General features: G+C 57.1%; 22 protein-coding genes and 2 pseudogenes. 7 read left to right on the top strand and 17 right to left on the bottom strand.

Annotated features, from left to right (window positions below):
• Positions 1-36: 36 nt before the first annotated feature.
• The 8 genes from QPL94_RS02165 to QPL94_RS02130 all read right to left on the bottom strand — a co-directional run bounded on the left by QPL94_RS02165 (position 37) and on the right by QPL94_RS02130 (position 7,775).
• The gene (locus QPL94_RS02165) at positions 37-1,269 is read right to left on the bottom strand and encodes an ADP-ribosylglycohydrolase family protein (RefSeq protein WP_285355206.1); all 1,233 of its coding nucleotides are present in this window, start codon (positions 1,267-1,269) and stop codon (positions 37-39) included.
• A 31-nt stretch (positions 1,270-1,300) separates the two neighbouring features.
• Complete coding sequence (locus QPL94_RS02160) at positions 1,301-2,047, bottom strand: amino acid ABC transporter ATP-binding protein (protein ID WP_285355205.1); 747 nt, start codon at positions 2,045-2,047, stop codon at positions 1,301-1,303.
• The gene (locus QPL94_RS02155) at positions 2,044-2,718 is read right to left on the bottom strand and encodes an amino acid ABC transporter permease (RefSeq protein WP_285355203.1); all 675 of its coding nucleotides are present in this window, start codon (positions 2,716-2,718) and stop codon (positions 2,044-2,046) included. The genes QPL94_RS02160 and QPL94_RS02155 overlap by 4 nt, the downstream gene beginning before the upstream one ends.
• Before the next feature lie 26 nt (positions 2,719-2,744).
• Positions 2,745-3,500, bottom strand: a complete 756-nt coding sequence (locus tag QPL94_RS02150; protein WP_285355202.1) for an amino acid ABC transporter substrate-binding protein — start codon at positions 3,498-3,500, stop codon at positions 2,745-2,747.
• Between the two features lie 69 nt (positions 3,501-3,569).
• Entirely contained in the window at positions 3,570-4,745 is a 1,176-nt protein-coding gene (locus tag QPL94_RS02145; RefSeq protein ID WP_285355201.1) for an ADP-ribosylglycohydrolase family protein, read from the bottom strand.
• 51 nt (positions 4,746-4,796) lie between these two features.
• Positions 4,797-6,383 carry an FMN-binding glutamate synthase family protein gene (locus QPL94_RS02140; RefSeq protein WP_285355200.1) on the bottom strand — a complete coding sequence of 529 codons (1,587 nt, stop codon included), beginning with the start codon at positions 6,381-6,383 and terminating at the stop codon, positions 4,797-4,799.
• Positions 6,384-6,525: 142 nt separating this feature from the next.
• Positions 6,526-6,840, bottom strand: coding sequence for a non-heme iron oxygenase ferredoxin subunit (locus QPL94_RS02135; RefSeq protein WP_285355199.1), 315 nt, complete (start codon positions 6,838-6,840; stop codon positions 6,526-6,528).
• Positions 6,837-7,775 carry a fatty acid desaturase family protein gene (locus tag QPL94_RS02130; RefSeq protein WP_285355197.1) on the bottom strand — a complete coding sequence of 313 codons (939 nt, stop codon included), beginning with the start codon at positions 7,773-7,775 and terminating at the stop codon, positions 6,837-6,839. Before QPL94_RS02130 ends, QPL94_RS02135 begins: the two co-directional genes overlap by 4 nt.
• Before the next feature lie 161 nt (positions 7,776-7,936).
• Between QPL94_RS02130 and QPL94_RS02125 the strand changes: the two genes are divergently transcribed.
• Positions 7,937-8,695 carry an alpha/beta hydrolase family protein gene (locus tag QPL94_RS02125; RefSeq protein ID WP_285355196.1) on the top strand — a complete coding sequence of 253 codons (759 nt, stop codon included), beginning with the start codon at positions 7,937-7,939 and terminating at the stop codon, positions 8,693-8,695.
• Between the two features lie 83 nt (positions 8,696-8,778).
• Positions 8,779-9,474: a haloacid dehalogenase type II gene (locus tag QPL94_RS02120; protein ID WP_285355195.1), complete on the top strand. Its 696-nt coding sequence runs from the start codon at positions 8,779-8,781 to the stop codon at positions 9,472-9,474.
• Positions 9,475-9,662: 188 nt separating this feature from the next.
• Here QPL94_RS02120 and QPL94_RS02115 read toward each other — a convergent pair.
• Positions 9,663-10,313 (bottom strand): annotated as a pseudogene (locus tag QPL94_RS02115) (transposase); the annotation flags it as partial.
• Between the two features lie 17 nt (positions 10,314-10,330).
• The gene (locus tag QPL94_RS02110) at positions 10,331-11,248 is read right to left on the bottom strand and encodes a LysR family transcriptional regulator (RefSeq protein WP_285355194.1); all 918 of its coding nucleotides are present in this window, start codon (positions 11,246-11,248) and stop codon (positions 10,331-10,333) included.
• Between the two features lie 117 nt (positions 11,249-11,365).
• On the opposite strand from QPL94_RS02110, the gene QPL94_RS02105 reads away from it, so the two are divergent.
• A complete protein-coding gene (locus tag QPL94_RS02105; protein ID WP_285355193.1) occupies positions 11,366-12,043 on the top strand; it encodes a glutathione S-transferase family protein in 678 nt (225 codons plus the stop codon).
• A gap of 50 nt (positions 12,044-12,093) precedes the next feature.
• Here QPL94_RS02105 and QPL94_RS02100 read toward each other — a convergent pair whose 3' ends face one another.
• On the bottom strand, positions 12,094-12,528 hold the full coding sequence (locus tag QPL94_RS02100) for an MAPEG family protein (RefSeq protein ID WP_285355192.1): 435 nt from the start codon (positions 12,526-12,528) through the stop codon (positions 12,094-12,096).
• Between the two features lie 34 nt (positions 12,529-12,562).
• Positions 12,563-12,988: a hypothetical protein gene (locus tag QPL94_RS02095; RefSeq protein WP_285355191.1), complete on the bottom strand. Its 426-nt coding sequence runs from the start codon at positions 12,986-12,988 to the stop codon at positions 12,563-12,565.
• Positions 12,989-13,140: 152 nt separating this feature from the next.
• Here QPL94_RS02095 and QPL94_RS02090 point away from each other — a divergent pair, with 152 nt between their 5' ends.
• Positions 13,141-13,707 carry a TetR/AcrR family transcriptional regulator gene (locus tag QPL94_RS02090; protein ID WP_285355190.1) on the top strand — a complete coding sequence of 189 codons (567 nt, stop codon included), beginning with the start codon at positions 13,141-13,143 and terminating at the stop codon, positions 13,705-13,707.
• 87 nt (positions 13,708-13,794) lie between these two features.
• On the opposite strand, the gene QPL94_RS02085 is transcribed toward QPL94_RS02090, so the two are convergent.
• The 5 genes and pseudogenes from QPL94_RS02085 to merT form a co-directional block, all read right to left on the bottom strand.
• The gene (locus tag QPL94_RS02085) at positions 13,795-14,865 is read right to left on the bottom strand and encodes an ADP-ribosylglycohydrolase family protein (protein ID WP_285355188.1); all 1,071 of its coding nucleotides are present in this window, start codon (positions 14,863-14,865) and stop codon (positions 13,795-13,797) included.
• A gap of 40 nt (positions 14,866-14,905) precedes the next feature.
• Positions 14,906-16,312, bottom strand: coding sequence for a mercury(II) reductase (gene merA / locus QPL94_RS02080; RefSeq protein WP_285355186.1), 1,407 nt, complete (start codon positions 16,310-16,312; stop codon positions 14,906-14,908).
• On the bottom strand, positions 16,305-16,562 hold the full coding sequence (gene merF / locus QPL94_RS02075) for a mercury resistance system transport protein MerF (protein WP_285355185.1): 258 nt from the start codon (positions 16,560-16,562) through the stop codon (positions 16,305-16,307). The genes merA and merF overlap by 8 nt, the downstream gene beginning before the upstream one ends.
• Positions 16,563-16,567: 5 nt before the next feature.
• A pseudogene (locus QPL94_RS02070) lies at positions 16,568-16,753 on the bottom strand (cation transporter); the annotation flags it as partial.
• 13 nt (positions 16,754-16,766) lie between these two features.
• Positions 16,767-17,117, bottom strand: coding sequence for a mercuric ion transporter MerT (gene merT / locus QPL94_RS02065; RefSeq protein ID WP_285355184.1), 351 nt, complete (start codon positions 17,115-17,117; stop codon positions 16,767-16,769).
• 73 nt (positions 17,118-17,190) lie between these two features.
• On the opposite strand from merT, the gene merR reads away from it, so the two are divergent.
• The 3 genes from merR to QPL94_RS02050 all read left to right on the top strand — a co-directional run bounded on the left by merR (position 17,191) and on the right by QPL94_RS02050 (position 19,036).
• Entirely contained in the window at positions 17,191-17,661 is a 471-nt protein-coding gene (gene merR, locus QPL94_RS02060; RefSeq protein ID WP_285355183.1) for a mercury resistance transcriptional regulator MerR, read from the top strand.
• Positions 17,662-17,811: 150 nt separating this feature from the next.
• Positions 17,812-18,129 (top strand): heavy-metal-associated domain-containing protein, encoded by a 318-nt coding sequence (locus tag QPL94_RS02055; RefSeq protein WP_285355182.1) that lies wholly within the window; start codon positions 17,812-17,814, stop codon positions 18,127-18,129.
• Positions 18,119-19,036 carry a transporter gene (locus tag QPL94_RS02050; protein WP_285355181.1) on the top strand — a complete coding sequence of 306 codons (918 nt, stop codon included), beginning with the start codon at positions 18,119-18,121 and terminating at the stop codon, positions 19,034-19,036. Before QPL94_RS02055 ends, QPL94_RS02050 begins: the two co-directional genes overlap by 11 nt.
• Positions 19,037-19,039: the final 3 nt, after the last annotated feature.

Raw genomic sequence — 19,039 nt, 5'->3', positions numbered from 1 at the left:
CAGGTGATTTTCAGCTCACGGAAAAGGTGCAGCCGTCTAAAGCGCCAGGTGGCCATCGCCCCTGGCGGCGATGGCAGCGAACTGGTGGATTTCCTCCGCCAGTTCGTGGTGATCTTTCAGCCCGGTTTTCCATTCTTCCGGCACGCCATCGCTGCCCGCTGCCAGTAACAGTCCCAGCACCATACCCCGATGCACGTTGTCGCCGCCGGCCTCGGCATTGGCTGTGAGTGTTCCGATGAAGTCACAATGCTGTTGATTGCCGAGCGCCGCCATCAGCGGTAGCGCCTGTTCGATATAGCACGCGGTGGCGAAGTAGTCCGGGTTTTTTGCCGCGGCGCTTTCGTTCAGAAAGCTCATGTGGAGGCGCCAGGTTTCATCCGCGGGAATGTTGCCCGGGCCATCGTGGTCACGATATGCCTGGAACAGTGCCTGGCCGGAGACAGCTGGTGCCGGAAGCTGCCGTAGCAGCTCACTGAAGATGGCTTCGGGGGATTCTCCGTTCACCAGTCGTAGCAAGACAGGCACCAGCAGGCTGAGGCCGCTACTGACCATTTCCGATCGGTGGGTGAGCAGCTGGTGGCCAAGCGCCATGCCGGTAGCCAGATAGGGGTTGTTCGCGTTTAACAATGCCAGTACTAGCGGCCTTACCAGCCCGCCAACACTGCCGATGGACCACATCCGACGCTGGTGTTCGGCGCAGTTTTCGGGGGCTATCCCCTGGCTGTAATGCTCGAACCAGCGCCGCAGGTAGATTTCGGTGTAAGGGTCCTGGTTATCTCGCGGTTCGGTCATGTAGCGGATAAACCCCTCCAGAAATCCATCCTGGCTGTAACCGTGCCGGTCGATGACGGAACGCATCAGCACCCGTATCAGGGCCGCACCCAGGGTGGATTCCCCCGCCTCAAGGCCGTGGTGATAATGCATGCGCTCGTCCAGAGCGGCAGTTGCATTACCATGCTCTCCCTCCCGGTTTTCAAGTGAGAAAGAGAAGTCGCTATAGGTGGTGCGGTAAAAGCGGGCATGCTGGTGGAGGATGTCGTAATCCCGCCCGTTGGCTCTCGACTTCTCTACGTCCGGTTGATAGGTCATACCCAGCATGAAAGCATCCGGATGGGGATGAGGGGCCGGGTAGTACCGGTCTATGCCCCCTGGGAACTGTTTACGGATTTTGTCGGGGGAATAGAACCAGTGCACCGGCATTGCCAGTGCGTCGCCGATAAAAGCACCCCAGAGGGCATTTTCAATACGCTGGACAACGGAGTGGCTCATGTGAATATCTCCCTTGTCGATGTGTGCGCCTTCACACAGGGTTGGTGGCGAGGATCTTCTTCAGAAAATCCTTGGTTCGGGGATCCTTCGGGTTATAGAAGATCTCGCTGGGTGGTCCCTGCTCCACGATGCGGCCACCGTCGATAAAGATCACCCGGTCGGCTACGTCCCGGGCAAAAGACATTTCATGGGTGACCACCATCATGGTCTGGCGCTCTGACGCCAGCTGCTTCATCAGCCCCAATACTTCTTCTACCCACTCAGGGTCCAGCGACGACGTGGGCTCATCAAACAGGATGACCTCGGCACCGGCGGCCATGGCACGGCCGATACCAACCCGCTGCTGCTGGCCGCCGGACATAGATGCAGGATAGGCATCTGCTTTCTCACCCAGGCCGATCTGATCGAGGATCTCCCGCGCCCGTCGGTACGCCTTTTCTTTGGGCCATTTATCCACCACCAGCAGGCGTTCGGCAATATTCTGCAGTGCCGTCTTGTTGGCAAACAGCGCATAGTTCTGGAACACGAAGGCAGTTCGCCGCCGCATGGAGAGGATCTCGGCACGGCTGGCTTTTTTCACATCCACGGTGAGGTCCCCCACGGTCATGGTGCCGGCGGTGGGTTGTTCCAGGAAATTGACGCAGCGCAGCAGGGTGGATTTGCCGGTTCCCGAAGGCCCGATGATCACCACGATTTCGCCCTTCTCGATGGTAAGGTCGATGCCGTCGAGGACCACCGTCTTGCCGAAATGTTTGCTCAACGAGTCCAGTTTGATCATCGGCTATAGGCCTTGTTCAAGCGGATTTCCAGGTAGTTCTGAAGCTTGGAAAGCAGTTCAACCACTATCCAGTACATGATGGCAGCCACAATGAACGCCTCGAAGTACAGGAAACTGCCGGCCGCCTCTTTCTGGGTAGCGCCCATCAGTTCAGTGACACCCAGGGTGAATGCGAGAGAGGTTGCCTTGATCATGTCGATGAAGTAGTTCATCAAAGTCGGCAATGCTACCCGGGTTGCCTGGGGCAGGACGATCCTCCGCATCATCTGGCCGTTGGTCATGCCGATCGACAGCGCCGCCTCTGTCTGGCTGCGGTCAACACCAACGATGGCGGCACGGATTGATTCAGCCATGTAGGCGGCAAAGTGCATGGTCAGGCCCATGATGGTCGCTGTGACTCCGTCTATGACTGTCAACGCACTGACTAGCTGGGGCAGTCCGTAATAGAACAGGAACAGTTGCACCAATAGCGGTGTGCCCCTGAAGAAGGAGATGAACACGATGGTCAGTTGATTGAGCACCGGGATACGAAGCACCCGGATGACGGCAAACAGGCAGGCGAGGATAAGCGCCAGCACCATCCCGATGCCCGCCAGCTGCAGTGTGAGGGGCAGGTACGTGAGCAGAACAGGTACCAGCCCAAGCATGTATTCGACGTTCAGCACGTCCATGGGGAGTCAGGCCTCGGTTTCGCCCCTCAGGGCCGGGTGATGTCCGTGCCGAACCATTTCTCGGAAATGGACGCCAGGGTGCCATTGTCTCGCAGGGCCGCCAGGGCCTTGTTGACCTCGTCCCGCAGGGCCCGTCCGGCCTCAGTGTCGCGGAACGGATAGGCATTGGTGATCTGCGAGAAGGTGGGGCCGGCCAGCTCCAGTGGCAGCGGCTTCTCCTTGATGATCTGGCTGGCGCTGACCCGGTCCATCACGAAGGCATCGACGCGGCCCAGGGCGGTGTCCCGTTCCAGATTACTCTCATAGGTCTTGATATCGATCTGGTCCGCGTAGGGCAGTTCCCGCAGCAGGGCCTCGAAATTGGAACCCAGGTTCACCGCAACGGTTTTTCCTTTCAGGTCTTCCACACCCTCGACTTCAGTGTTGCCTTTTTTCGTCACCACCTGGGCACCGTCATAGACGTAGGGTTCGCTGAAAATATACGCCTGCTTGCGGTCTTCGGTGATGGTGATCTGGTTGGCCACGGTGTCGATGCGCCCGGATTCCAGCATGCCAAACAGGCCGGAGAAGTTGGCGGTTTCGTACTTGATGTCGCGCCCCATCTCCTTACCAATGGCGTTCATGACATCGACGTCGAAGCCCTTGAGCTCATCCTGTTCTACAAAGGTAAACGGGAAGTACTGGCCGGACATTCCGACCCTTAATGGATCGTCCTGTGCAAGCAAAGGCGCGCTTGCGAGCAGGGCAATCGTCAATAACGTGTTGATCAATAGCGTTTTCATAATAACTTCCTCCCAGCGTGGATCCTACTTGAAGCATAGTCGTGGGTGAAAATTGGGCAATGATGCATATCATTGGCTGTTAACCAGCCGCTCACTATCGGTGAAGATATCAGGAGCATTGGTAACGCGCGCCAACCAGCTCAAGGGTATGCTGCGCTCGCCGCCCACGCCATGTATGGCCGCCATGGCCGGCCCGATGATCCAGGCCCGGCCACAGGAATCGCCTCCGCAATGGATATTGGCGCGAACCGCCTCGGTATAGCTCGTGGCATGACTCAGGATATGAAAGATCACCGGCATGGCTTCGTGCAGATAACAGGTGCGGCCGAAGGTGTCGCCGGCTTTGACCGCATCCAGAGATGAACCGGATTGGGCGTTACTCAGGCTTTCCCGGTCCGGCGCCTCGGTTTTGGCAGCTTCCAGCGCTGCCGCCATGGGTTTGCCCTGGAAAAGCTGGTCCAGAAGGGTCGCGGCGCACTTTGCCCAGGCCACGGCTTCATCATTGTGATTGGTCACCCGTACGGCTGCTTCGACGACCTCCATGAGCTCGTCGCTGCTGCAATAACAGGCTACCAGTGGCGCCAGTTTGGACACGGCGGGCAGCTGCATATCGTCGGCGCCGCTTTCCGGCAGCAGGTGCTGGTCGATGGTTTCAGCAATGTGGACGCCCGCTTCCTGAATCTCGGTTTCATGATAGGTCAGGTCGATGGCACGGCGAACCGGAGCTGCCAGTTCATTGCCCGTCAGGCGGCGGGTGTAGGGCAACACTTTCTGCACCAGTATCCGCTTCTGCTGATCGGTAAGATCGGCCTTGGTGGTTGCGAGGGCCTGGTCAATGGCGTTCTGTTCAATGCTGTTCAGGTTATTCAGGGTCACTCGCGTCGGGTTGTCCAGAAAGCCTATCCAGTGGCCACCCGGCCCGAAGAAACTCCGGAAACGTCGCTGGTAATCGCGAATATCCAGTTCGCCCTCACTGGCCAGAAGACTGTCGGTCAGCACCCCGGTGGCCGCGCCGTAGTGGCTGATATCGCCGGACTGCTTGCCTTCGTGGGCAAAGTACCCGAAGCCACCGGTGAAATAGCTGGCCTTCGGCGGCAGGAATTCTGGTGACTGGCCGCCCACCTCGTGGATTCGCTGGCTGTCGTAAAGCCAGTGCAAGCCGAGGCTGGCCGCATCCGCCACCCAGCCGCCGGCAAGAGCGGCGATTATTGCGGGTTTTCTTTCGATGGATACGTTGCTGGTCATTGGAAATCCTTATCGGTCGTGTTCAGAATTCGAGATCAGGGAAAGGCACGTCTAGCGCCAACTGTACGCAGTCGCCTGGTGCCAGTCACTGGCCCACTCTTCGGGCGCACAGTCAGTGTGCAGAAGACACCCTTCATCAATTCGTGGATAAAGCTGGGAATAGTTCATAACGTTGCCCTGATTGACCCTCCGGTTAATGTCCGTAGGGTCCAGATCTTTGAGCTGATCCTTACCCAGAATACTGAGCAGTTCCGCCAGGGTTTCCATGGTGGAGTGGTGGAAGTTCGCAACCCGTACGCCCTTGTCGGTAACATCCAGCTGTTTGTACCGTGCGGGATTCTGGGTAGTGATACCGGTGGGGCATTTGTCAGTGTTGCAGCTGCGGGACTGAATGCAGCCCAGTGCCAGCATCATGCCCCGGGCGGAGTTCACGGTGTCGGCACCCAGAACCATCATCCTCAGCACGTGAAACGCTGAGAAGGCCTTGCCGGACGCGATAATGCGAATTCTGTCGCGAACACCGATACCTCGTAGCGCGTTGTGGACAAAATGCAGGCCGTCCCGCAGCGGCATGCCCACCGAGTTGGTCAGTTCCACCGGTGCTGCCCCGGTACCGCCTTCACCGCCGTCCACGGTAATGAAGTCCGGCCGCAGGCCGGTTTCCAGCATGGCCTTGCAGATGCCCAGGAACTCCCGCCGGTTACCGGGGCAGAATTTGAAACCTACCGGCTTGCCGCCCGAATGTTTGCGCAGCAGCGTAATGAACTGCAGCAGTTCCACGGGGTTGGTGAAGGCGGAATGGCCAGGCGGCGACAACACGTCTTCACCAATGGGCACCATGCGGATACGGGCAATTTCCTCGGTCACTTTGGCAGCCGGCAGCACGCCGCCATGCCCGGGCTTGGCGCCCTGGGACAGCTTAATCTCGATCATCCTGACCACATCACGGCCAGCCTGCTCGGCGAAGAGCCTGGTGTCAAAATCACCCTCGGGTGTGCGGCAGCCGAAATAACCGGTTCCGATCTGCCAGATCAGGTCACCACCAAATTCAAGGTGCCAATCGCTGATCCCGCCCTCACCGGTGTTATGGGCGAAATGTCCAAGTTTTGCGCCCCGGTTGAGTGCCATGACGGCATTGCGACTGAGAGCGCCGTAACTCATGGCGGAGATATTCAGTGGGGAGGCGTAATAGGGCCTGGCACACTCAGATTCGCCAAAACTGACTCTCAGGTTGGCGGGCAGGCATTCCTTGGGCGCCAGAGAGTGATTCAACCATTCGTAACCGTCACGGTAGACGTCGAAGATGGTGCCAAAGGCGCGGGTATCATTATCTTTTTTGGCGCGTTGATAGATCAGGCTGCGGAATTCCCGATTGACCGGAGCGCCATCCAGATCGGATTCCACAAAATACTGCTGCAGCTCCCGCCGAACCGACTCGAACAGGTAACGAAAATGGCCAACAAGCGGATAGATTTTGAGCAGAGTGTGCTTGTTCTGGGTAAGGTCATGGACACCCAGAACAAGTAACGGCCCGACGACCACCCAGGCCCAGTTAATATCCGGCCAACGGAACCCGGCAACAATCAATACGGCGCTCAGCACCAGACTCGAGAATATGAAGGCTTGACGGAAGACCATTTGGCGACCCTGTTTTCCAGCACTGTTGGTTCGTTATTTGACTGGATTAAGGGACACACCTGCAGAAGGGTTGTTACAGAAAGCTCAGGAGAGTGTGGTGGTAGGGTCGAGTTATCTGTAACGCACCTCCCTCTGATCTGCCTCAGATCCGCATCTGAACCTTGCCGTCCCGCACCCGTACTTCAAGCGTCCGCATTGCCCTCGTCGCGGGCGCGGCGATGGGCCTTCCGTCGCGAACGTCAAAGGCCCCCTGGTGCAGCGGGCACTCGATGACATGATCGTCGAAATAGCCGTCGCACAAATCAGCGCCACCATGAGTGCAAAGCGCGAGCGAAGCATAGATCCCGGTAGGCGTATCATAGACGGCGATGGTGCGCCGTCCGACCTGGACCCGTGTAACCCAGTCCTTCTCCAGTTCGTCTACCGCGATCACGTCGCGCCAGGGCTTGTCGCTCACGCCCGCGCCTCCTGGATCTGACGCAGGATGTCTCTGTGCGCGCCCAGATAGCCGCCCGGCTCGACATGAACATGGTCGCGCAGCTTTTTGTGGAGGCGCGGCAGAGTGTGGTAGGGAACCAGGGGCACATAGTGATGTTCGGCGTGGTAGTTCATGTTCCAGCAAAGGAACCTCCACGGGGCCGAGACCAGGTTGGTGCGGGTGTTCTCACTCATTTTCGCCACGGTCGGGCGACCCACGTGTTCCGTCATCCGGATGAAGCGCATCACCGGCTCGCCAAGGAACAGCGGAATGACCCAGTACCAGATCAACCCCCACCAGCCGGTGACGGCCATGCCCGCGAAGATTAGCGCATAGATTCCGAGCATTAGCCGTGCGTCCCGAAACACGGCGGCATGTTCCTCCTTGGGAATGAAGTGTTTCTCCGCGTCAGAAAGCCGCCCCGTGGCGTGGCGCGAAACCTCGGTGAACTTGGTCTTCCAGTAAGGGATCGCGGACAGATAGAGCAGGTATTCACCATAGGTTTTCGGCATCGGGATCAGCTCCGGGTCTTTGCCGTCCAGCTGGGTATAGGTGTGGTGATCGCAATGCTCATAGCGGAAGAAGCGGTGCGGCAGCAGGATAATCAGCCCGCAGATCTGTCCGACGATATTGTTCAGTTTGCGGGTGCGGAACACGGTGTAATGCACGCATTCATGTTGTAGCGAGAAATGATGCACCAGCACGATTCCCTGCAGGAACATGGCGGGCCAGATCAGCCAGCTGTTCCATGCAAGGGTAATCAGCGTTGAGGTTCCGGCCAGTACCAGCACCCACAGCGCCAGGTGCCACAGGGCGGGCCCGTCTGAGCGTTGCATCAGGGCTTTCAGTTCGTCACGGCTCAGCTTGCCCTCTGCAAGTGCCTGGGTCTGGGGTGTGACAATGCCTTGCGTCATCGTTGCTAATCCACAAGTTCTGCCAGTTCAGGAGTATTTGCGCAGGAAACGGCGTTATTTCTTACCGTAGCACGCTCCAATTCGGGGCCCTCAGTGTAACAATTGATGCCGCTGGTTGGTCTCTTGAACGTAGACCAAGTTACCGGGAAAGGATAAGTACCATGACACGATCCAAAGTAGAGTTTGCAAACGCACAGGGTCATAACCTTGCCGGACTGCTGGAGTTGCCGGGCCAGGACAAGCCCCGCGCAATGGCCCTGTTTGCACACTGCTTCACCTGTGGCAAGGACATCGCCGCTGCGTCCAGGATAGGACGTGCCCTCGCAAAGCATGGCATCGGCGTATTGCGTTTCGACTTTACCGGACTCGGCAACAGTGACGGCGATTTCGGTAATACCAGTTTTTCCTCAAACATAGAGGATCTGCTGGCGGCATCCGACTTTCTTGCGGAACAGTATCAGGCACCTCGCATTATTATCGGACACAGCCTTGGGGGTGCCGCGGTACTGGCGGCAGCGCAGCGCATGCCTTCCATTGAGGCGGTGGCCACTATCGGCGCACCGGCCACCGCCGATCACGTCCAGCATCTGTTCGACGGCAAGGCCAACGAGATCCGTGAGCTGGGTGAAGCCGAGGTCACCCTGGCCGGCCGGACGTTCAATGTTAAATCACAGATGCTGGATGACCTGGTGCAATGGAATACACCGGCCCACATTGGCAATTTACGTAAGGCGTTGATCATCTTTCACTCGCCGATTGATCAGGTTGTGGACATCAGCGAAGCGGCCACTATCTACCAGGCTGCAAAGCACCCCAAAAGCTTTATTTCCCTGGACGATGCCGATCATTTGCTTTCAAGGGCGGTGGACGCAGAGTATGTTGCGGATATGCTGGTAGCCTGGTCGAGCCGATATCTGTAACACTGCGGCCTCAGTTCAGAGCACCGAGTTGCGAGAGGCCCTTGCAGATGTTTCACAGTCAAGACGGATAAAGGTGTGTCGAAATGTCCAAACAGACCCTGAAAAGCGAACCCCGCGTTATTTTCTTCGATGTTGTGGAAACCGTTTTTTCCCTGACTCCGCTGAAAGATAAAATGGCAGAGCTCAATCTGCCTGCCGGTACGGACCGGCTATTCTTCGCCCAATTGCTGAGGGATGCCTTTGCGCTTTCGGCCAGCGGTGTTTTCCACCCCTTTCCGGACATCGCCAAAGGCACCCTGAAGGTGTTGCTACACAGCCTCGGTCACGAGACCGATGAAACCACGCTGAACGATATTCTTGGGGTTTTCACCCGCCTGCCCGCGCACGAGGATGTCAAACCCGCGCTGGAAAAGCTGAGAGATTCCGATTGTAAGGCCGTCATGCTCACCAATGGCTCCCGTGCCAACACCGAAAAACTGGTCCAGGATAATGGCATCGAAAACCTGGTTGACGACATCATATCGGTGGACGATTTCAACACCTGGAAACCGCAAACCGAACTTTACCGCCAGGCTGCGCTTAAACACTCCTGCGCCCCGGAGAATGCGCTGCTGGTCGCGGCACATGCCTGGGATATCCACGGCGCGATTCAGGCCGGGTTTCATGGCATCTGGATTCAACGCCATGAGTCGCTTTATCACCCCCTGATGGGTAGCCCTGATGAACAGGTTACCGACCTGGTCGATGCTGTGGATCTGGCCGTTCAGCGGCTCAGGTGAGCATGTCCAAAGAGAAAGTATCTAGCAGCCTGTCGGACTTGCACCTGACAGGTCTTATTTAAAGTTGTTTTACTTGCTCGGCTTCCCGAGTTTGACCGTTAGTGGACATAAGGGAGTCCAGGTTGGCCTCTATGGCACTTTGAGGTGCACCAGATAGGCCTTTGGGCGGGTAAAAAAGGCCCTAACTCCGCCATTTTCAACACGTTCATCCGCTTCACATTCCACGCCAGCGTGGCTAACGTCCACTCGCCCGCAACGTTCTCCAGTCCCCTCATCGAGAACTGTCCCAAGCCCATCACCTGTTTGATAATTCCGAACACCGGCTCCAACGTTTGTTTTCGCAGTGCATACAGTGCCCGTCCGGATTGGGTTGTTAACTGGTGTTTCATCTGTGTCACCGGGTCGTCCGTCACAGGTGCCGGATCATCGGGTGCGAACCGATCAAATACGGATAAGTGATGTTGATCGCGCGCCACCGCCAGTGACGGCTGGATGTTCTTCTCCCTGCACGCCTGGACATTGGCTTTGCTGAAGTACCCTGTATCGGCGAGCAGATCAGTAACGGTGCCGAGAGCCTGGGGCAACGCTCCTATCCGGGTGATGGCTGGCGTGATCTGTTGTTTGTCGCCTGGGTCATGTGCGTGCTGATAACCGGCATCGTCTCGGTATCCACCCCCGCCTGAGCGTTGTAACACTGCTCAAAGCCGCCTCCGGAGACGAGCATGATGCGCGATTCTTCATCGGTCAGATTCACCTGATCGGTATCCCGAGGGCCGAGCTGCGGTGGTTTAGCCGCCCGGCCCCGGGGCTTTTTTTCCGGCGTCTCCCTGGGACTGCCGGTTCTTATAGGCGGTGCTCAGACTGTCGGTGCGTAATTGTCGCGCGATAACCGGATAGCCAAGCCGCCCAGACGTTGGTCCTCGGAGAAGGCGTTTGTGAGGTATTGCATAACCAGCTTGATGCGTTCCACTTCGCGGAGATCGGGGTGGGTTAGCAGCCACAGGTTTGACGTCTTTCCCGGAGGGAAAGCAAACAGGGCTTCCAGCTCCGGTCGCTGCTGGTCGTTTGGTAGAATGGCCAGGCCATGACCATTCTGGGCTAACCAGGACATGGCCACCAGGTCGTCGCTGCGGGCAGCGATGCATTGCGCGAGTGAGCGCTCCAGCCAGGTAAATGCCGGTAGTCCCTGCATGCTGCCGCTGGCGCCGATAAATCGATGCTGCTGCAAGTCGTCCAGGCCGGTCGGGAAGCCATGTTTTTCCCGGTAGGTGGGGCTGCCGTAAACGCTCCAGCCAATGGAGCACACTTGTCGGCCAACCAGATGTTCTGGCGGCACATCCGTTACCCTGACGGCGATATCTGCTTGGCGGCTGTTCATGTTGACTTCCAGGTTGCTGACCAGCAATTCGACCGTGATCTCCGGATAATCCTGGTTCAACTCGGCCAGATAGTCGGGCAGGTATCGATAAGCAAGATTATTGGGCGCGGTAATCCGGACTTTCCCCTTTGGCTGCACATCACGACCCGCGATTCGACGCTCCATATCGTTCATGGCTCCGTCAACGCGATTGGCGATCTCCTTCAACTCCTCGCCCAGGGGCGTTAGCGCGTAACCGCTAGGCAGGCGTTCAAACAGGCGGCCACCCACATCTTTCTCGAAGGCGTTCAACCGCCGAAACACAGTCGAATGGTTCACGCCCAGTATTCGGGCTGCGCCAGCCAGGGAGCCAGTTTGTTCGATGGCGAGAAAGACTTTGAGTGAATTCCAGTCCATTTGATAACCCCATGAATTTGCATAATTGCAATTCTGCCTTTCCGATTTTGCGAATGTTACTCGCTCAGTGCAAGCGCGATACTGAACCTGATCTGAATCCAACAAGGAGAACCGTCTATGACTCACGAGTTCGAGTTAATCACTCATGTACTATGCCCATACGTTCAACGCTCAGTCATCGTCCTGAGTGAAAAACGAATTCCTTACCGGCGCACGGACATCGACCTGGCCAACAAACCAAAGTGGTTTCAGGAGATTTCCCCGCTGGGCAAGGTGCCGGTGCTTGTGGTGGGGAAACAACAATCCCTTTTTGAGTCAGCTGTGATCTGCGAATATCTCAATGAGGTGACACCTGGCTCGTTGCATCCGGAGGACCCACTGGAGCGTGCCGATCACCGCGCTTGGATAGAATTCGGGTCTGGCCTGTTGAGTGGCATTGCCCAGCTGTATAACGCACCAACCCAGGAGGAGTTTGATACCTCGCGGAAGATGTTACGGGTACGATTCGGGCAATTAGAAAAGCGGCTGGGCAGTGGTCCTTATTTTTCCGGGGAGAACTTGCACATTATTGATGCCGTCTACGGTCCGATTTTCAGGTATTTCGATGTCTTTGAGTCTGTGATGGACCTGGGCATTCTGGAGAATATGGATAAGGTTCATATGTGGCGGGGCCACTTACGGGCTCGCGAGTCAGTTCGCAAGGCGGTCACCTTTGACTACTCCGATCGTCTGTTGGCTTTTGTCAGGGGGAGGGGTAGTTATATGTCCAAGAAAATCAGCCATTGGGCCAGGTAGCGGGCATAAGAGTGGATAAGCAAATCGAGCTTTCACCAGAGCGGCCATCCTCAGTGCGGGTCAACGACGCCCGTAGCCAGATTCCAGGCCACCAAAATGAACATGGCCAACAATACCACGCATCCAAACAGAAACAGCCGCAATCTCAGGGGCACATAATTGGAGCCTACATGCACGTAGGCATGAGCGTAGCGACTCAGAGCGAACAACCATGCCAGGACGATGGCAACTGTGCCTGCCGCATTGATGCTGTAGATAACCAGGCAGAGAACGTAGAACAACACCGGAGCTTCAAACTGATTCGCAATGTTGTTAGAGACCCTGACCACATCCTCGGGCCATACCCGATTATCCAATGCCGCCTGCTGACGATTTACCTTACCGGTCTTTACTGCTTTAGCCTTCCTGACCCCAAGCATAATGAACAAAGTCAGAGTCAGAAAAATCTGGGCCAGAACAGGCCAAAAAACATCGCTTGAGTTCATTAGATTCCTCGCTATTAACACTTTAATTGAGCGTCTAGACCGAAGCTCTGGATCCACCTCTATATCGGGACTGGGCATCCAGCAAAAAAGCTGCGGCCAATAGCAGCAATCCAAGCCCGTACGCCGCCACGCCTATATTGACAAGCCCAAGCACCATTACTTCGCTACCATCGGTATGTTTCATCGACCCTTGGTAAACATCACGTAGTAAGTACGCGAGCATGAACCCACCCATAACCAGAGTACTCATTAAAACCGGCAGGCGAATTTCGTTCCTTGCCCACACCATCCAAAGACAGCTGACACCGATCAGAGAATTAGTAATGAGCTGCCAGACGTTGTGCAGCCGGGCGTGAGCGGGCCACTCCGTGTTGAATACATGGGTCTCATTCACTTCGAGGTAGGGGACGCCAGCGGCGTATAGCAAAATGCATATGGTGATCATTACGCGAGCAGTCATGACTGTACCCTCCTACGAACTGTTGTTCAGCCTCGCTACAAATGCACGCCGCTGCTAAAATGGACAGTGTCAATTTATGCTGATATATGGACGGTGTCAATTTGAAAATGCAACAGAAACGTACTGTGGGGCAAAAGCATGGTGATCTACGAATGGAACTGCTTCGTGAAGGAGTAATTCTGTTAGATAGCGAGGGGATTGGAGGTGTCACAATTCGTGCGGTAGCACGCAATGCAGGCGTCGCCCATTCAGCGCCAGCCAATCATTTCCCCTCCAGGCGATCTATGCTGACTGCCATAGCCGCAATGATCTTTGCCGACCTGGCTGATTCAATAGCAGAGGCGGTAGCTGATACGGTTGATGAACCCGAACAGTCCATACAGGCATTCGCTGAAACCTGCTTCCAATTTGCTCTTCACTCACCAAATCGCTATCAACTAATCTGGCAACGCCAGTTGGTCGATCATGACGATCCAGCATTAGCCCAGGAAATGGAGCGTGTGTATTCAACCCTGCTTTCACTACTGCGGCAAGGGCAGGTAAACCGCCGTGTGGACATTGAAACCAATGCAATTGCAATATGGTCAATGATTCACGGCTACATCAGTATGCGGCTGGATGGAAACCTGGTGGCTGCTGAAGACACTGTAACGAACCTTCCACGAAGCAAGGCAATTCTGCTGTCGCTCATTGATGGCATCTACTGCCGTGAAACTTGAACCCTATGACGTTCGACTTTCACGAATGTCAGTCGTGCATAATGCCACTGCCGCGCGCCAGTGTCGTTTTCCTTCGAGGTGATGCGGTTAGTCCGACATCTGCGAAGCCAGGGAATGGGTCAGCTTCCGGATTTCCTCTGAGCGATCCAGGCCGTCCAGGAATCGCTTAGGAATACCGGCAAGGCCCACTTGCGCGCCTACCAGTGCCCCGGCCAGCATGGCTCGTGACTGATTCTGGCCGCCGCCATTGATGGCGTGGAGTACGGCGCTTTCGAAATCATCGCTGAACCGCGCCGCCAGGTAATATGCGGCCGGTAACTGATGGTAGAAGGCGCAGGGCATGCCGTACAGATGTGAGACCTTCCAGGCAGGCTCAATGCGAATGGCCGGGTCCGTTGCGGTTGTCGCAATGTCTGAGGCGGCATGCAGTGCGTCACGAACAATGTGGCGCCTGGCCCTGAGGGGCATTTCCGGGTGATCTGGCGCTGGCTGGCGGGTGGTGACCGGCTCGAAAGCCATGGCGCTCTCCGCCAGCCACTTCAGGGGTTGCTGCGAAATCTGTGCGCCCAGGGCGTCGCCCTGAATCAGCCGGGCCAGAATGCAGCCGTAGCCAACGCCCATGGAAAGCATGGTTTCGCTGCTCTGGGTCAGCGCCGTGTTATCGGCGATGGCCTGGGACATTCGGGCGGGCTCGGCAGCGTAACGCACGGCAATGGCGAGGGTGCGTTCCATGGCTTCGGTAGTATCGGCGGCGCCGCCAATATCGTGCCAGGGGCGTTTCTCAACGACCCGTCGTTTCCAGGCGTGGCGGATGCACTCGTTGGTGTAGTGTCCAGGCCCGCTTCGGGGCGTGCCATCCAGCAGCGGGAACAGGTCGTTATCCAGGCGCTGGCAAAAATCGGCTTCGTCATAGCCGTCGCACTCAACCAGCGAACGCAGCATAAGTTCCAGAATAAAACCGGCCTGGCTGTTCTGGCCGGCCTTCAGCCCATGGTGGAAACGCCCGGGTGCTGGTGTTTTGTAGTCGTCAATCCAGTCGCCGTAGGTGCGCCGCAGGTCGTTCAGATCGTAATACCAGTGGGGGCCGACACCCAGGGCTTCGCCTACGAAAGCGCCCATAATGGCGCCCATGGCACGGTCTTGCAGGGTCTTGCTCATGTTGATTGATGCCTCTCTGCTTTTAGGAAAGCGGGAGTATTCATCCTGCACAACAGGATAATTGGCTTACGTCTTTGGTGAAGCTCTGTGCGCAAAGCTTGAGGCCTTCCACCATGGTCAGGTAGGGAAACAGTTCATCACCGATTTCCTGTACCGTCATACTGGCCCGTAGCGCCATAACCGCTGTCTGGATCAGCTCCCCGGCTTCTGCCGTGACAGCCTGCACCCCCAGCAGTCGTCCCGAATCGCGCTCAGCGACCATCCTGATAAAGCCATGGGTGTCGAAATTGACCAGTGCGCGCGGCACGTTCTCAAGTTCCAGCATACGGCTATCCACGCTGAAACCCCGCTTTAGCGCCTCCGCTTCCGTCAGACCAGCGGTGGCAACCTGTGGGTCAGTAAACATCACCCCCGGCATGGCACTGAGATCAAGGGTAGCCTCGCCTCCTGTCATGTTCACGGCCGCCCGACTGCCCCCGGCAGCGGCGACGTAGACAAATTGCGGCTGATCGGTACAGTCACCGGCCGCATAGACACCGGGGACGGTGGTTTGCAGATGCTCATCCACCTGAATCGCACCACGCGAGGTTTCCACGCCGATGCCTGCCAGGTTCAGGGCTTCGGTATTGGGTGCCCGGCCGGTCGCCACCAGCAGTTGATCCGCTCGCAATGAGCCCGAATTGGTGTCGACCGTGAACTCATTGTCGCTATAGTCCACGCGGCTAGACTGGGTCTGCCTGAGAACCTTGATTCCCTCTCGCTTGAATGCTGCTTCTATGGCCTCACCGATGGCGGGGTCTTCACTGGACAGCAATCGGCTTCGGGCCAAAACAGTGACGTCGCTGCCCAGCCTGGCGAAGGCCTGAGCCAACTCCAGGGCAACGAAACCGGCACCGATCACAATCAGCCGTTCGGGCACGGTATCCAGTACCAACGCGCTGGTGGAGGTCAGGTAGGGCGTATCGGCCAGCCCCGGTATCTGCGGTTCTGCCGGGCGGACGCCAGTGCCAATAAAGGCGCGGTCGAAGTGAACGGTCTGCTCACCGCCATCGTTCAGATTGACCTCCAGGTTATTGGCATCGACAAACCGGGCCTCACCTTTCAGGACGGTGATGGCTGTGTGGTCGCGCAGTATGCTTTCATACTTGTTGTCACGCAGCTCCTCGACACGTGCCTGCTGTTGCTGGAGCAGTTTTGACCGGTCTACCTTTGGAGCCTTGGCGCTTATCCCCTCGTCAAAGGGGCTTCCCTTGCGCAGGTGGGCGATATGAGCGGCGCGGATCATGATCTTCGAAGGGACACAGCCGGTGTTAACGCAGGTGCCGCCGATAGTGCCGCGTTCGATCAGGGTAATGCGGGCGCCGCGCTCGACCGCTTTCAGGGCGGCTGCCATGGCTGCGCCGCCGCTGCCAATGACGGCGATATGCAGGTTGGTGTCATTACTCATTCGGGGAACTCCTTGAATCTGTGGACGCTTTCTCACAGTAAGCGTCGTATTGCTTTTTGCGCCATACGGCGTAGGCGGTCAGACCAATGAATAAGGCCAGGGCTGGAAGCAGCACGTAGTCGAGATAACCGATCAGGGCTGCCAGGCCCACAGTGCTCAGCAGAATCACCAGAATCGGCGTGAAGCAGCACAACGCCACCAGGACAGTGCCAATCACGCTCACGCGTAGCAGGGTTTTCGGGTTCTTCATGGTCACTCCCGGTCCGGGTAGCTCACGTCGACTTGCGAAACTCCGTCTACCTTATTTAAAGCCAACTTGACGGTGATCGGGCAAGCAGCGCAATTCATACCTGGTACCGAGAGTGTCACGGTTTGCATCGCGGCCAGCGCAGGCATGCTGAACAGGGTCATGACCAATGTGAGGACAAAGCGCATTCTCATGGAAGATCTCCTATCAGTAGAAAAGGGGAAGAACATAAGGGAACACCAGAGCGATCAGCACCAGTACTGATATCCCCCAGAACATTACCTTGTAGGTCGTTCGCACCTGAGGTACCGCACATATTTCTCCTGGCCGGCACTGTTCCTCTGGCCGATAGATCCGGCGCCAGGCGAAGAACATGGCCACTAGTGCAACGCCGATGAAAAGCGGACGATAAGGTTCAAGAGCCGTGAGATTACTAATCCAGGCACCGGAAACCCCCAGCGTGATCAGTACCAGCGGCCCAAGGCAGCAGGCCGAGGCGAGAAGCGCCGCGACCCCGCCAGCAGCCAGGGGACCGCGCCCTGATCTGGAATTCGACATAACGCCTACACCTTTCATGACTTTGTTCGATCGGATAAGGTTACTTCCGTAGTCAGCTACGGAGTCAAGCCACATGTCGTATAACGCAAATTCACTGACCATCGGTGGTCTGGCCAGGGCAGCCAAGGTTCATATCGAGACGATCCGCTATTACCAGCGGCGAGGGTTATTACCGGAGCCCCAACGTCCTCCGGGTGGTATCCGGCGTTATGGCGATGCCGATATCGACCGGTTGACGTTCGTGAAAACGGCGCAGCAGTTGGGCTTCAGTCTCGACGAGATCGGCGACCTGCTCCGGCTTGAAGATGGCACCCACTGCCAGGAAGCCAGTGCACTTGCCGAGCACAAGCTGAGGGACGTGCGAGAGAAGATCGACAGGCTGAAGAAAATCGAGGTGGTACTGGGTGAAATGGTCAACCGATGCCACGCTCAACAGGGCAATATCAACTGCCCCCTCATTGAGTCTTTACATGGGGGGATCAAAAGGACAGGAGCTCATGGGGGTGACCCAATGGCAATCCCTGGCGATCAATCCGTCGAGTGATCTGCGCTCATGGGAGTTGATCCCGTAGTCAGGTACGGAAGTAAGATCAGTAGGCCGGTCCCAGTTGCACCATCTGGCAGGGTGGATGCAGCTTGACCTGGGACCAGGTACAGGGTTCTAGACTGGCTATACACTGACGAGGATATTGCCATGATCAAGAAACTTTCCCTGCTGGTAGCGACGTTGGTGTTCAGCATCGCCGCGCTGGCCGACGACAATGGCTATGTATTGGGTGTGGACGGCCTGGCCTGTCCATTCTGCGCCTATGGCATTGAAAAACGTCTGAACAGGATCGACGGTGTCACTGATGTGCAGGTCGATGTGGGCGAAAGCGTGGTCCATGTAACCATGCAGGAAGGTAAAACACTCACCGAGGCCAGGGCAAGTCAGGCGGTTGATGAGGCTGGCTTCACGTTGCGCTCATTCTCGGAAGCCGAAGTCGAAACAGGGGGCAATGATGCACAGTAACCGCCCCTCAGCTGGTGTGTCACTGCTGATTGGTGCCCTACTGCTGACTGTTGTGTCTTGGGTGCAGGCGGCCCCCAACACGTTCAACACCGCCCTGCCGGTGGCCGAAGGACAATACCTCTGGCGTGAGCAGCTTGTGTTGCGTGAACGCTCGGACAATGGGCCTATGGAACGCGACGTCTCGGTGCAGGCGCTGGGCAGCGTGCTGGGTTATGGCGTCACTTCCAGGTTCGCCGTGTTTGGCATAATCCCCTACTTCTTCAATAAAGAGCTGGACGTCACCACGCCCCTGGGCAGGGTTGAGCGTGACACCAGCGGCTTTGGTGACGTTTCACTGTTCGGCCGCTACACGCTCTACAAGAAGGATTATACGGGCAGCACCTTCCGCGTGGCACCGGTGTTCGGCCTCACCGCCCCTACCGGCGATGATAACGACAGCGATCGTTTCGGCGAACTGCCAAGACCTCTGCAGGCCGGAGACGGCGCCTGGGACGGTTTCGGCGGTGTGGTCACCAGCTATCAGACCCTCCAGTACCAGGTGGATGGGCAGTTGCTCTACCGCGAAAACGGGCGCCATGACGGTTTCGCACGAGGCGACGAGACGCGCTTCGACGCTTCACTGCAATACCGGATCTGGCCGCGAAGCCTGAAGGGCGTGCCTGGCACGCCGGGCTTCGTCTACGCCCTGCTGGAATCCAATGTCATCCATCGGGAACGCGACGAACTGCAGAGTGGCACCGACGCCGATTCCGGGGGCACCCAGTGGTTGCTCGCGCCGGGACTGCAATACGTCAGCCGAGGCTGGATCGTCGAAGGCACGGTACAGTTGCCTGTGGCCGAAGACTCGAACGGTGACGCCATAGAAGATGATTACATTGTGCGCGTCGGCTTTCGTCGTAATTTCTAGTTT

Source organism: Marinobacter sp. SS13-12 (assembly GCF_030227115.1).
Taxonomy (GTDB): domain Bacteria; phylum Pseudomonadota; class Gammaproteobacteria; order Pseudomonadales; family Oleiphilaceae; genus Marinobacter.
Note: the sequence above shows the minus strand (reverse complement) of the source record. Positions and strands in the feature narration are given on the sequence as shown.

What these genes read in the sequence shown, in the direction of transcription:
- QPL94_RS02165 (WP_285355206.1), bottom strand. Translation starts at nt 1,269, where the DNA reads ATGAGCCACTCCGTTGTCCAGCGTATTGAAAATGCCCTCTGGGGTGCT.
- QPL94_RS02095 (WP_285355191.1), bottom strand. Translation starts at nt 12,988, where the DNA reads ATGACTGCTCGCGTAATGATCACCATATGCATTTTGCTATACGCCGCT.
- QPL94_RS02100 (WP_285355192.1), bottom strand. Translation starts at nt 12,528, where the DNA reads ATGAACTCAAGCGATGTTTTTTGGCCTGTTCTGGCCCAGATTTTTCTG.
- QPL94_RS02130 (WP_285355197.1), bottom strand. Translation starts at nt 7,775, where the DNA reads ATGACGCAAGGCATTGTCACACCCCAGACCCAGGCACTTGCAGAGGGC.
- QPL94_RS02090 (WP_285355190.1), top strand. Translation starts at nt 13,141, where the DNA reads ATGGAACTGCTTCGTGAAGGAGTAATTCTGTTAGATAGCGAGGGGATT.
- QPL94_RS02055 (WP_285355182.1), top strand. Translation starts at nt 17,812, where the DNA reads ATGATCAAGAAACTTTCCCTGCTGGTAGCGACGTTGGTGTTCAGCATC.
- merT (WP_285355184.1), bottom strand. Translation starts at nt 17,117, where the DNA reads ATGTCGAATTCCAGATCAGGGCGCGGTCCCCTGGCTGCTGGCGGGGTC.
- QPL94_RS02145 (WP_285355201.1), bottom strand. Translation starts at nt 4,745, where the DNA reads ATGACCAGCAACGTATCCATCGAAAGAAAACCCGCAATAATCGCCGCT.
- QPL94_RS02120 (WP_285355195.1), top strand. Translation starts at nt 8,779, where the DNA reads ATGTCCAAACAGACCCTGAAAAGCGAACCCCGCGTTATTTTCTTCGAT.
- merA (WP_285355186.1), bottom strand. Translation starts at nt 16,312, where the DNA reads ATGAGTAATGACACCAACCTGCATATCGCCGTCATTGGCAGCGGCGGC.
- QPL94_RS02085 (WP_285355188.1), bottom strand. Translation starts at nt 14,865, where the DNA reads ATGAGCAAGACCCTGCAAGACCGTGCCATGGGCGCCATTATGGGCGCT.
- QPL94_RS02110 (WP_285355194.1), bottom strand. Translation starts at nt 11,248, where the DNA reads ATGGACTGGAATTCACTCAAAGTCTTTCTCGCCATCGAACAAACTGGC.
- merR (WP_285355183.1), top strand. Translation starts at nt 17,191, where the DNA reads ATGTCGTATAACGCAAATTCACTGACCATCGGTGGTCTGGCCAGGGCA.
- QPL94_RS02160 (WP_285355205.1), bottom strand. Translation starts at nt 2,047, where the DNA reads ATGATCAAACTGGACTCGTTGAGCAAACATTTCGGCAAGACGGTGGTC.
- QPL94_RS02125 (WP_285355196.1), top strand. Translation starts at nt 7,937, where the DNA reads ATGACACGATCCAAAGTAGAGTTTGCAAACGCACAGGGTCATAACCTT.
- QPL94_RS02155 (WP_285355203.1), bottom strand. Translation starts at nt 2,718, where the DNA reads ATGGACGTGCTGAACGTCGAATACATGCTTGGGCTGGTACCTGTTCTG.
- QPL94_RS02140 (WP_285355200.1), bottom strand. Translation starts at nt 6,383, where the DNA reads ATGGTCTTCCGTCAAGCCTTCATATTCTCGAGTCTGGTGCTGAGCGCC.
- QPL94_RS02105 (WP_285355193.1), top strand. Translation starts at nt 11,366, where the DNA reads ATGACTCACGAGTTCGAGTTAATCACTCATGTACTATGCCCATACGTT.
- QPL94_RS02050 (WP_285355181.1), top strand. Translation starts at nt 18,119, where the DNA reads ATGCACAGTAACCGCCCCTCAGCTGGTGTGTCACTGCTGATTGGTGCC.
- QPL94_RS02150 (WP_285355202.1), bottom strand. Translation starts at nt 3,500, where the DNA reads ATGAAAACGCTATTGATCAACACGTTATTGACGATTGCCCTGCTCGCA.
- merF (WP_285355185.1), bottom strand. Translation starts at nt 16,562, where the DNA reads ATGAAGAACCCGAAAACCCTGCTACGCGTGAGCGTGATTGGCACTGTC.